The sequence below is a fragment of the Erwinia sp. L03-1 genome (assembly GCF_058686115.1).
In genome coordinates, this window is record NZ_CM178762.1 from 30,055 (window position 1) to 42,672 (window position 12,618).

The following is a 12,618-nucleotide window of genomic DNA, read 5'->3' on the forward strand; positions in this document are numbered from 1 at the left end:
CTTGAGATCCTTTCTTTCTGCGCGTAATCTCTTGATCAAAAAAGAAAAAACCCGCCGAGAGGCGGGTTTTTAAGCCAGAACCTTGAGCTGGGGTTCTATGCCGGAACCTCAGAAAATTCCGTCACCAAGCTAAAGACTCACATGTTTTGCATGATGTTAAATAAATTACAGGTTATATGACCGATTTCAGCATCAAAATGAGTGTTTTGAACATTGTCACGCAACTGGTCGTTTTGTAACAACCCCGCAGTTACTGGGTGCAGAAAAATCCAGGTTTCCGTCGCAGAACCCCTGTATGTCCGAACAGCGCACCAAAATGCTGACCCTGCGGGTGACTGTTGCCGAACACGTCGCGTTGCTCGACCGCTGCGACCGTCCGCGCCTGGCGGAATGGATGCGTTCGGTGTGCCTGGGCGAACCGGTGGCGAAAAAACGCCGCCGTCCGCCCCCGGCCGTTGACCCGGCGCTGCTGCGGCAGCTCTCCGGGCTGGGTAATAACCTGAACCAGATAGCGCGACAGGTGAACACGGCCACCGTCGCTGGCGGTGCACTGCCAGCCGTGCACATCTGCGCCGGTCTGGCGGCCATCGAGCGGGAGTTGCGGCGGCTGCGGGAGGCGTACAGCCATGATCGTTAAATTCCACGCGCGCGGTACCGGCGCCGGCAGCGGGCCGGTGGATTACCTTTTGGGCGCCGACCGGCAGCGCGAGGCGGCGGTGCTGCTGCGGGGAAGTCCGGAGGACGTCGCGGTGCTGATTGACGCCAGCGACTACGCCAAAAAATACACGTCCGGGGTGCTGTCGTTCCATGAATCCGACCTTCCCACGGATGCCAAAGAGAAGATGATGACCAGCTTCGAAAAGGCGCTGCTGCCTGGACTGGACGCCGATCAGTACGCCTGTCTGTGGGTTGAGCACCGCGACAAAGGGCGGCTCGAGCTGAACTTTGTGGTGCCGAACGTCGAGTTGCAGAGCGGTAAACGGCTGCAACCGTGGTTTGCCCCAGCAGTCCCACATCGACAGCCTGAAACAGGCGATGCTTCTACTAGAGCATAAAAAAGAGGCTTCGCCGGTGGAGGCTCTGCCTGTTCGTTCGTCCTGGTGGAAGTTCTGGAAATAGCGGCACTTGGATTTTACCCAGTGACTGTATTTCGGCATTTTCGCGGTGATATTTTGGTGAACCGAACTCCCTAACCCAATCCTGCTCAAGTTCCCTCAATTGCGTTCTAAACTTTCAGCCGGTTTAGGCAGGGTTATCCATGTTCAGAGGTCTAAAAATCGCCCTGAGGAGCGCTGAGACGCTTTTAGGGGGCATTTTGGTGGGTTAAGTCGGTGATTTAACATAAGGGGGTATTACCCGACCCAAAAAATTTGGCTTAGGGATGGCGGCGAGTATGATGCGGCTATTGTCAGCCGGTGATGCCGTGAGCGTCCCCGCGCTGGCCGAGGATTGCACACAACAGGGAAGACATTTTATGTCAGCAATACTACCAAAAATCAGTTATCCGGTGCCGTCGAACAGGAATGGCACCGAGTTTTCCTCAGCGGAAGACCTGCTCGCCGTCCTCGGCGGCGAAAGTTCGGGGCAGTATCTGGTGGGGAGTCAGGGGATGTGGCACGGGGGCATTCACATTACGGATGCAACGGTGCCGTGGTGCGCGTTGAGCACCGACAGCGAGGAGGAGAAGGCCTCTCTCCGGCAGCCTTACAAAGGGGAGCAGTTCATTCGGTGCATGGCGGACGGCGAAATCGTGGCCTTTCGGGTGTGCAGGGATTACGCCAGCGAGGCCATTCCCTGGCGGGATGAGCATTTGCATCTGTCCACCTCCTTTGTGCTGGTCAGGCACCGGATTCAGCCGGGCAATATGCCCGCCAGCGGGCTGACGTTTTACACCCTGTACATGCAGCTTGCCCCCTTTGCCGCGTACGCCCCGCTGGGTGGGGTGCTGGAACGAAAAACCAGGGGCACTCAGCGCTACTACGCCAGCGCGGACGACGTACTGGCCGGGAAGGCCGGCGGCACGCTGGCGAAAGACACGGTTGTCACCCTGAGCAACAATATCATTACCCGCCACAGCGACGGCCGCCAGTTCACGGAGGTGACGATGGCCGCAGAGATGAAGAACGCGGCGGGCGTCACGGTGCCGGCCGGGACGAAGGTCTGGACGGTGTCCGATCAGGGCTTCCTTATATCCGCCGCGCCGTCAGTCCCCGCGCCTTCATGGTGGGCTAAATGCTCGCCGGCCTACGGTTCGCAGCCGGCCGGCAGCGTCAACTGCACCGCCCGCACGAACTGGCAGTATTACCTGAGCAGTGACGACGTGCTGCAGGGGAAAAAGGCGGGTGCGCTGACGGCGGGCTTCCCGCTGACGTATGAGCCGGGCAATACCGCGCAGCAGGTGACGCGCCCGGGCAAAACCCCTGACGGGGCTTCACGCGCGTTTAGCCTGGTCACGCAGGGGCGCGACGTGGGCAAGCTGAAAAAGGGCGACCGGGTCTGGGTGGTGTCTGACGGCGACAGCCTGACGCCTCAGACGGTGACGGCCTCCGGGGGGCATCCGGTGTTTGGTGACGTGGTGGTGCCGTCCGTGCCCGTCGCGATTAGCGGCGGCGACAGCATCGGGCATATGGGTTTTTACCAGCTGCCGGAGGAGAACGGCAAGCGGTCACGCTATCAGATGCATATCGAGTGCCTGAGCATGGACGACAGTCTGCCGGCGTTTCTGACGAACCCGGAGCACGCGGGCGAGCAGTCGCCGGCGTTCCTTAAGTACCCGGAAGGCGCGACGCTGTTTGCCAAAAATAGCGAAGGCGAGATGGCGGACAGCACGCGCAAAACGAAGGCGCCGGGCATTCTGACGCTGAGCAAGGTGCCGGTGCTGGAGGCAGACGGTCAGCCGGCGTATTACCAGATACGGCCTGAAGGGGGCTGGGTTGCCGCCGCAGATGTTCAAAAAATCTCGCAGTATGCGCTGGCAGACCGTGGATTTGTGACGCTGAATAAAGCCGGGGCGAGCTTTGATTTGATAAACGGCACCCTGCAACCGGATAACATCGTGAAGGTCATTCTGGAGCAGTTGAAGGCGGCCGCGCAGGCAGAAACCCGACCGGCCTATGCGCTGAATCAGTATAACTACCAGCGGCTGCTGGAGCAGATTGACAGCAACAAGGACGGGCATTACTCGATTGAAGAGTATCTTCAGGCTATCCACATCGTTTCTTACCGCGACCGTCTGCAACGCATTATCGCGAAACACGCCAGCGAGTGGTATTATGGCAAGGATGATCCGCTGTGGAAGACGTATCTGGACACGCTGGCGACGGACGGTGCGCTGTGGAAAACCTACCTTGAAACATTTATCGATAAAATGGCGTGGATGAAGCAGGTGGAGGGCATGGGGCCGGAGCCGTGGCATATGCATCCTGTGACGTTTTTGGATTCCATAAAAAATATAGCTTTCATTTCATTAGCGGAAGCAAGAGTTCGAGCATTTATGAGAATGCTTAGAGTCGGAGAAGGGACTATTGGTGATAAAGGATATGAAACCTTATTTGGAGGGCAATCATTTGTTAAAGATTACCATAAGGACTTTAGCGACCACCCTAAAGTATCTATTACCAGAAGTGGATTAACTTCCTCTGCCGCAGGAGCATACCAAGTCATGGGGTATTCATGGGATGATCGTCAGATGGTTGCTGCAAGAGTAAAATATGGAATAAGTGATTTCACCCCATTATCTCAAGATGAGTTTTGTGTGATTATATTTAAAATTAAAAGAAAAGGATCTCTTGAGAAAATAATGACGGGTGATATAAGCGGCGCCTTAGATCTCTTGAGCTATGAATGGGCTAGTCTTCCACCAGGTCGATACGGGCAGCCAGCTAAGACGAGAGATGAGGCTATGCGGTTGTATGACGGTTACTTGAAAGATGAGTTAGACGGTAAGACCGACCTTCACCTCCCAGTAGGTTATATCTTAAATGTATCAGAGGGATAAATAAATGCGCTGTTTTTTTATTTTATTATTGGCTATTTCATTTACATCCAATGCTAGCGATAATTTAGGTTTATGGGCAACCACTTGCAACGATGATGGTTTTTATTTCCCTTTTGAACAAAAAACATCTTCATTAGTTGTCAACGACAATCAGATTGTAATTTCTGTACACTCTGTAATCAAAGATGGTTTTGTTGATGTTTATCTTGATGGCCCATTAGATCTTGGGCGCGGAGGGATGAATATAAAATGGGATGATATAGATAAAAGCAAGAAAATTGCCGAGTTAGAATATAAAAATAAATCTGGTAATTTAAAATGGTTTGGTTTTTTTGATAAGAAAAAAAATAATTATTTTTGGACCGGAGACCCTGATTTTGTCCAGTCATACTCGCATGATGGAATAGTAAATATGACAAAATGCGAATAATTTATTAATGGATCAGTTGAGATCCTTTTGTTCTGCGCGTAATCTTCTGCTCAGAAAAGAAAAAACCCGCCGAGAGGCGGGTTTTTAAACCAGAACTTTGAGCTTGCAACTCTCGGATCTGGGCGGTAACTGGACTTTAGCGGGAACAGTCACCAAATTTGTTCTTTCAGTTTAGCCGCTACAGGCTGATTTATTCAAGCGTAATGTACATACATTGTTAATACGTTTCCCCGACATTCCCGCACTGTTCCCGTTACCAATGGCTACCGCCACTGGCGATTTTTCGTGTCTTTCAGTGTTGGACTCAAGATAATAGTTACCTGAACGGGCGCGGTAATCGGACTAAACGGGGAGTTCGTGCATATAGTCCAGCCTGGAGCGAACCACCTAACAGGAACCGGGGTTTGAAGCCCAATGGAATGGAAACTTACGTTAAGAGCGTAAATATATGATTTTACTTATATACTTATGGCATTATCGGTCAGATTTACATTGATTTGATTACCGGTTTTATTAACACAGGAGAGGCCAAAAACCGCATGGCTACTGGCATCAACAGAAAGAGGAAACAAAAACTCTCGTTTTCTTTACTCGCCTGTTCTGCTCAAAAAATGCACTTAGTGTACAGTTTCGTACGGTTGGGCTTCAAACCCCTAAACCAAGACGCGAAAACACCACACTGTACCGACGATGCAGGATAGACAAAGCCGCTGCGCCACTAACTCCGCCAATTACGCCACCAGTTTTCTTCCCAATATTACGTTCTCGCACACTGTTTGATTTACAGTTCGGACATGAAGGCATGTTATCAGCCATCCCCCTTTTAAGACTCAATAACCACTCGAATTATCGTGTTATTTTGTATAAAAAGTAAGATCCCTTATAGGGGGCGAGAGCCAACCGTACGAAAATGTACGGTAAAAAGGGAATTATCATCTGAAAGATCGATTGGTAGACAACGTTGTCCGATAAATGCCTTTTTTCGATTAAAAATAAGCCATTTCGAGAGCGATTTACACGTCAATTATATTTCTATATATCAGGTAGTTACTGCGTAAAAGTGCATTTTCGCTTTGTTGGGCCTAAGACTTCTAATTTTGTCCATCTGAATTCCACCCTGACGTCATCGGCGAGTTGATCTAAGGATGCTTAGTGGCTCAATAACGCAAAGTAGCGGGCAGAGAGCCGACCCTAATCCGGGCTGGCCCTCTGCCGCAGAGAGGCTAAACCTGAGCGGCGGCAATTCGCGCATTTAGCGTTTCACTGATCCTGTCGACCAGCGGCTGCATGCTTTCTCTGCTGCGCGTGTCGCGCGGCGCATCAACGTCAAACACATCGGTTATGGTGCCCGGTGTGCCGGTCAGCAGGTAAATGCGATCGCAAAGCGCCACCGCTTCTTCCACATCGTGCGTGACCAGCACCATAGATTTGGTCTGGATCTGGCGCCGCTCCCAGAGATCAATCAGATCCTGCCGCAGCTTGTGGCTGGTATAAATATCCAGCGCAGAGAATGGCTCATCCAGCAGCAGTAGCTGAGGTTCTACCGCCAGCGCACGCGCAAAACCGATTCTCTGGCGCATGCCGCCGGACAGCTCCTTTGGATAAGCCGCGGCGTAGCCGGACAGCCCAATTAGCTCAATCATATCTACCGTACGGCGTTCAATCTCATCCACGGGTAGCCCCTGGGCCTGGAGGCCAAAGGCGATGTTGTCAAACACGGTCAGCCAGGGAAAGAGTGCAAACGTCTGGAAGACCATACTGGTATCACGGCACGGCCCTGTTACCGGCAGGTCATTGCAGACGATAGAGCCAAAGCTGGGATCGACCAGCCCGGCAATCATGCGCAGCAGGGTGGATTTACCCGATCCTGACTTGCCCAGCAGGGCGACGATTTCGTTTTCGGTCACCTCCATATTGATATTTTCCAGCACCGGAAGCGCCTGGCTCCGATCTTTCTGAAACGATTTAGAGGCATTTTTGATTTCTAAAACAAGATGGCAATTTTTCATTGGGTCTCTCCCAGAGAAACAGTTTCCTGAACGTATCAGTCGAATTTGAAGCGAGTCTCGGCATAGCGATAAAGCGGCTGCCAGATAAAAATCACGCAGAGGGCCACCATCAGGCACATGGCGATACAGCCCAGGGCGGCCTCCGGATTCTGGCCAGCTTCGGTGGTGGTGGAGATAAAGGCTCCCAGACCCGTGGTTTTAAGCGTGACGCTTCCCCAGTTGAGCACCTCCGCCGCAATCGCGGCATTCCAGGCACCGCCGGCGGCAGAAATAATCCCTGTCACCAGATAGGGGAAAATGGCGGGCAGGATATATTTGGTCCACCACATCAGACCGCCGACGCGAAATACCCTGCTGACCTCCACCATCTGGCTGGGGATCATGGAGGTGCCCGCAATCACGTTGAACAGGACGTACCACTGCGTGCCCAGCATGATCATCGGTACGGTCCAGACGTCCAGGCTCTGGTGCCACGTCAGAATGATGACGGTGATCACCGGGTAAAAAACATTTACCGGAATGGCCGCCATTATCTGGATAATCGGCTGGAAAAAGCGTACCAGCTGCGGGCGCAGGCCGATCCAGACGCCAATTGGCGTAAAAATAACAATACTCAGCAGCATCGCGCTGATAACGCGGGCGGCCGTCAGGCCCATCCAGGCAGGAAACTCAGGCAGGTATTGCAGAGGCAGGTAAAGCCATAGCAGGTAGCTGCTGTAGAGAGAGGCCACCACGATGGCGAGATACCACAGGCTTGCCCATAGCCAGTTCATCAGCGACAGGAAAGAGAACAGGCTATGCAGTTTGAGCCGATACCAGGCTTTGGGCAGAACAAACAGCCAGAAATGGCAGAATTTGCTACCCAGACGTCCCAGTAGTTGCCCGGTGGCGGAGCGGGTCAGGCAGTCATAAAACCAGGAGGAGGGCTGCCGTGCAGAAGAGACATCTTCATACTTAAACTGGCTGGCGAAGCGAACCAGCGGGCGGAACAGCAGCTGATCCAGCACTACGATATTAACGATAAGCGCGAATACGCCCCAGAGAACGGCGTGAACGTCTCCGTTGCCGATCGCGACCCCCAGCCATGAACCGACCCCGGGCAGGTTGATATCGTGGCTGCCAATGGTCAGCATTTCTGAGGCGGTTAGCGCAAACCAGGCGGCAGACTGGGATACCATCGTATTCCACAGCAGGCCAGGAAAAGAGTAGAGAAAGCCCAGCCGCCAGAAGCGCTGCCAGGGATTACAGCGAAATGCCGAGGTGACTTCGGTCAGCTGGTGCGGCACCACGCGCAGCGTCTGGTACATGGTTAGCATCATATTCCAGGCCTGTCCGGTAAAGACGGCGAAGATTGCCAGCCCCTCCAGACCCATCACGCTGTGTGGATAGAGGTTAAGAAAAAACACCGTCGTAAAGGTTAAAAACCCCACGAGCGGCACGGACTCCATAAAGTTCACAAAGGGCAGGATCACGCGGCGCATGGCGACAAACTTTGCGGCAAGCACGCCGAAGACAATGGAAAATAGCAGCGAGTAGAGTAATCCCAGCATCAGACGCATGGTGGTGCGCAGGCTGTAATAGGGTAAGTCCTTATAATTCTGGCTGAGTTCAGGCAGAGAAGTGCCATTAAAAGCGACGTGCATCCCCTGCCAGGCATAGATAAATAAGCCGGTAATCGCAAGGAGGAGCGTAATGACGATAACATCGTTGAAGATAGATCCTTTTGGATGTATCCTGTTATTTATATGCTGCATGTAGATAAGCTCTTAGAGAATAAAAATAACCCGGTGAGGTATTCCATAGCCTGTTTACGGTAAATAGCGCGCACTTCACTAAGCCCTGTTTAATTCAGGGCTTACTCAGATGCAGGTATTCACCGCACTACCGGGTACATCAGCTTCAGGGCGAGTTAATTGCCAGGCTCTGAATAGCGATGTACCCGATGATTAGCCATTCTTATCAGGGTAGAATGCTGTCAATATGCGCTTTAATGGCGCGCTGACGATTCTGCCTGAGCTGGTGCTTCAGGGTACGGTATGTATTTGAGATTCTGGAGATAACAGGCGTTATCAGCGCAGTGAAAGAGATCACGTCTGAATCCGAAAGGACAGGCAGGCGCGTATCGCTCCAGTGAGCGGAGATAACAGGTAACGCAGGAATTTTGAAAAGCATAATGCACCTCGATATAACAGTATCGAAATAAAGATAATCACTACCCCGGTTGCGGGGAAGTTATGTGCCGATTATCTCTACTGACACTATTAAGGTGCAGAGGATAATCAGCCGTGAATGACCAATCCCGACGGGGGTTCGTCGGCTATTTTATTAAACATAGTTTCCTCTCTGGACTTATTATTGACGCTCAGCAAGACTATCAGAACAATACTAAACCAAACATATACGTCAGGATGTTTAAGAAAAAATGAAACGCGTCGGGAAAACCGCTTTCCACTGCGAAGCATTATGATGCACGGCGTGAATCCATCCCGGCGCCTGCACTCGCGCATTGCTGCACCCGGTGGTCTGCCTGTCCACGGAGCGCGACCTTTCACACTTTCTGGAACAGTGATTTAGCGGCCAGCACTCCTCCCCCGGCAGGGTTACAGAGGGCTATGCTACCGCCTATACCACGAAAGTGGCCGCGCATTTGGGGCGAAGCATCAGCACCCGCGATGCGATGAGCATAAACAACGGGAACCATTGATAGATTATTGACACTCACTGGCAGAGGAAATAACGCTCCTCTTGTTAACTATTGCGAATCCGACGAGGGTGCGACAGGCAGGTCCGTTGGGTTTAGATGATGAAAGAGATATTAAGGGAAACGACATGCCTTCAGCTTCTCAGATTTTACGGCAGCTTTGCTGCATTCCCTCGAATCATTCTGAGGATAATGCATTAGATGAAATGGCCCGGCCCACATCTGTAAACCCGTTGCAGCAGCAAGGGTCGTCTGTTGCCCGTACGCCATCCTGTTCCACAGATAATGTGCACAATGTCTCGCCGGAGGAAAAGAAGCTTTTTGCCGATACCTTTAGCTTTCGTCATCCCGAATATGGCTCAGTCGATATTCATCGTGATAATAAAAAAGAAAGCGATCGGATAATAACGTTAACCATAAAAATGGATGATGAAAAACAAAAAAAAGGATGGAGTAAGGAGATGTATATATCCAACGAAGATCCGGAGCACCATGGCGATTCGACGGTAGGATACAGCGATATTTTTCTCCCAGAGAATATGCAAAATAAAGGAATTAGCCACCTTTTACACTATGCCGCTACAGATGCAGCATCGCGGTTAGGAGTGAAGAAATTTGTGATAGATAATGTCGTCAGTGTTGCGATGCATAGCGTTTGCGCACGTTTAGAAATGGAAGAGGATGGCCTCTCATTTGGCTCATACTCCGGTAACCCGGACAGTATAAAAGACAAGTGTAGCGAGAATATGCGCAGGAAAGGCTGGATCAGAAATATCAGTACGTGACGTGAAATTTATCCCGTGATAGAACACGGCCAAAATGAATATCAGTTTTTTCGGCCCTCTTTTAAGGTAAACCCTTTTTATAGGGCTTGAGGGCCAGTGGTCGAAGTTATCTCACAACGCTACTTGTTATTTAAATTTATGCTTAAAGACTAAGGGCAGAACTTCACCTCCTCAGTATTTAAAGTAGCATTTTTATTAGTGGATAAATCAACTACTGTTGCACTGTTTGGATTGGAATTATATTTGCTGTATTCAGCGGATATTTGATACTCATGATCTACTTCAGGCATGAAATAGTTAATGCTTTCGTAAAATGACGATTTTCCACTATAAGAAACATTTTCAGCTCTATTAATTATACCCAACAGTTTTCCTGCTGGGATCACGTATTCATTAACTGATGCATTACCAAAACTGCTTGAGTGTTTCATATTGATCTTTTTACTTGAGGAGACCGTCGTGTCACCTTGATTTACAAGAGACAACATAAAAAATGATGTTAATCTTCTTATTCCTGTTGGCTTATAACAATCTCCAATCTTGTCATAAATTCTTGCGCTTAAAACACCTTTATCAAGAACTCGTATTTTTGCAGAATCAGCGCCGCTGTAATCTTCCATGGCTCTATTCAAATTAGTTTGACATCCACTTGCGGAGCCAATTAAAAACAAAATTGCAATAGCTTTTATTTTCGTGGGGAGTGTATTTTTCATTTTAAACTCAAATAATAGATAGTTGATAAAAAAATTAAAACAAGTAATTCATTTCGATAGGTAATAACTTTAAGAGCAGCCTTGATCAAGGCCAGTTATCAACGAAAACCCTTTGTGCTATTCCTAACAACAGTATAGGCTGATTTTTAATCAGTTCTTTTGAACGGGTAGAGTATTCTTTGTTTTTCACCATACTTATTATACCAATGATACGATGACCATTAAGGGCGTAACGATAACCTGATTCGTTGAATTACAATTTCACCCAAAATAGGCAATTAGGATCGATAATAGACAACTTTAAATGCGTTTAATAGTATGCACCGAATCTTTCGCAGCAATTGTAATACGTAGTTATTGGAACGCTCGCTATAATATCACCTCATTAAGGTAAATGATATTATTATATAACAATGCGTCATAGTCTAAAATGCAATATTTTCTCCTGCTGAAGCGGGAAATGCAGTGTTTTCACCTGATTTTTTTAGATTAGTTATAATAACTTTATAGAATGCTCATCATCTCTGCCGCCCTTCTGATATTTTCCACCATCACCATCACCATCACCATCACCATCATGAAACTCATGTAATTTTAATTATTTTTATAAGATCGTAGTCGCTAACACGGCTCATCTTACTTCCGTTTCTTCCGGTTTAAACCGTTCCAGTTGATGAACGCGCAGCGCGCTCAGGCCATCTTCTGCTCTCATGAGGCGGGTCTTTAGGGGATAAATAAATGGCTATAAGCAGAGTAAGCGGTGCCCAATAACATGAAGATGCATGCTAAATACATTTTTAATCTAGGAGATAATTATTCGCCAGAACATTATCTGACCAGCAAGAAATTTGCTGCTTTTCAGGCCTTACGGCATCGTCCATCATGGCAAGCGCCGCAGTGCCCACCACAGATGACATCGGAAGTCGTGACCCTATATCGTGGAGCCGCGAATAATCAGCTCGCCGGGGTAAACCCGCTCCTGGGGCGCGCGCGTATCACCCTCTATACGGCGTATCACCATTTCCAGTGCGGTATAGCCGATTTGCCAGGTAGGCTGTTTCAGCGTGGTGATACCCACGCCGGCCAGCTCGGCCCACTCCAGCTCATCAAAGCCCAGTAGCCCCATTTGCTCGCCCCAGGTCAGCCCCAGGCGCTTCATCGAGCGGGCGACCTGAAGGGTTAATGCCCCATTTACCACCATCACGGCGCAGCGTTGGGCCGAATGGCGCTGATAGAAATCCCCCAGCACCCGGTCAAGCGCGGCTGCATCACCGAGTGCGATTTCGGCCTGTTCGGCCTGACAATCCGCATAGCGGGACATGGTCTGTTTAAAGGCCTGCAGGCGTTCGTGGCGGGTATTCACCATGCCGAGCGGCTCGGTCACAAACATTACCGTCCTGAAGCCACCGGCAATCAGGTGATCGGTAGCCATGGCGGCAGCCCCGGCGTTATCCAGACCGACCACGTCACAGTCAAAGTCAGGGATTTTGCGGTCAATCAGGACCATTGGCAGCAGGGATTGCTGAAGGTGGCTTAGCGCCTCTTCGCGCATACCGACTGCGTTGACCACAATCCCCTCGACCTGATAGCTGCTCAGCAGATTCAGGTAGTGCTGCTCCTGATCCACTTCATTATTGGTATTGCACATCAGCAGCGTAAAGCCCTGCGCCCGGCAGGCGGATTCAATGCCGTTCATCACGTCAATGGAATAGGGATTCGTAATGTCGGCGATAATCAGCCCAATCAGCCGGGTGCGGCCACGCTTTAAGCCCCGCGCCATCTGGCTTGGCCGGTAGTTCAGTTCAGCGATAGCAGCTTCTATCCGCTGTTTTAGATCGGGGGAGAGGGCGTGCTGTTCACCGTTCAGATAGCGCGAGACGCTGGTTTTCCCGGTTTTAGCAGCGCTGGCAACGTCGCTAATAGTAGCGCGTGCGGCCTTACGGTTCATGGCGGTCCTTGGGCATTGGGGTATAACAAGCCTGG

8 protein-coding genes and 1 pseudogene are annotated in these 12,618 nt (G+C 50.4%); 5 read left to right on the forward strand and 4 right to left on the reverse strand.

Annotated features, from left to right (window positions below):
* The first annotated feature begins 295 nt into the window (after positions 1-295).
* The 4 genes and pseudogenes from AC4PCC_RS00125 to AC4PCC_RS00140 all read left to right on the forward strand — a co-directional run bounded on the left by AC4PCC_RS00125 (position 296) and on the right by AC4PCC_RS00140 (position 4,427).
* Positions 296-637, forward strand: a complete 342-nt coding sequence (locus AC4PCC_RS00125; protein WP_492125990.1) for a MobC family plasmid mobilization relaxosome protein — start codon at positions 296-298, stop codon at positions 635-637.
* Positions 627-998, forward strand: a pseudogene (locus AC4PCC_RS00130) (relaxase/mobilization nuclease domain-containing protein); the annotation flags it as partial. The gene AC4PCC_RS00125 and the pseudogene AC4PCC_RS00130, both read left to right, overlap by 11 nt.
* Positions 999-1,474: 476 nt before the next feature.
* Positions 1,475-3,997 (forward strand): glycoside hydrolase family 24 protein, encoded by a 2,523-nt coding sequence (locus AC4PCC_RS00135; RefSeq protein ID WP_492125991.1) that lies wholly within the window; start codon positions 1,475-1,477, stop codon positions 3,995-3,997.
* A gap of 4 nt (positions 3,998-4,001) precedes the next feature.
* On the forward strand, positions 4,002-4,427 hold the full coding sequence (locus AC4PCC_RS00140; RefSeq protein WP_492125992.1) for a hypothetical protein: 426 nt from the start codon (positions 4,002-4,004) through the stop codon (positions 4,425-4,427).
* 1,223 nt (positions 4,428-5,650) lie between these two features.
* Here AC4PCC_RS00140 and AC4PCC_RS00145 read toward each other — a convergent pair.
* Positions 5,651-6,436: an ABC transporter ATP-binding protein gene (locus tag AC4PCC_RS00145; protein ID WP_492125993.1), complete on the reverse strand. Its 786-nt coding sequence runs from the start codon at positions 6,434-6,436 to the stop codon at positions 5,651-5,653.
* Between the two features lie 35 nt (positions 6,437-6,471).
* Entirely contained in the window at positions 6,472-8,190 is a 1,719-nt protein-coding gene (locus AC4PCC_RS00150; RefSeq protein ID WP_067700490.1) for an ABC transporter permease, read from the reverse strand.
* A 1,036-nt stretch (positions 8,191-9,226) separates the two neighbouring features.
* Between AC4PCC_RS00150 and AC4PCC_RS00155 the strand changes: the two genes are divergently transcribed.
* Positions 9,227-9,922 carry a hypothetical protein gene (locus AC4PCC_RS00155; protein WP_492125994.1) on the forward strand — a complete coding sequence of 232 codons (696 nt, stop codon included), beginning with the start codon at positions 9,227-9,229 and terminating at the stop codon, positions 9,920-9,922.
* Between the two features lie 149 nt (positions 9,923-10,071).
* Here the strand turns inward: AC4PCC_RS00155 and AC4PCC_RS00160 are convergent, their stop codons facing one another.
* Together AC4PCC_RS00160 and AC4PCC_RS00165 are read right to left on the reverse strand one after the other, a co-directional pair.
* Entirely contained in the window at positions 10,072-10,635 is a 564-nt protein-coding gene (locus AC4PCC_RS00160) for a hypothetical protein (RefSeq protein WP_492125995.1), read from the reverse strand.
* A gap of 931 nt (positions 10,636-11,566) precedes the next feature.
* Complete coding sequence (locus AC4PCC_RS00165) at positions 11,567-12,583, reverse strand: LacI family DNA-binding transcriptional regulator (protein WP_492125996.1); 1,017 nt, start codon at positions 12,581-12,583, stop codon at positions 11,567-11,569.
* Positions 12,584-12,618 lie beyond the last annotated feature (35 nt).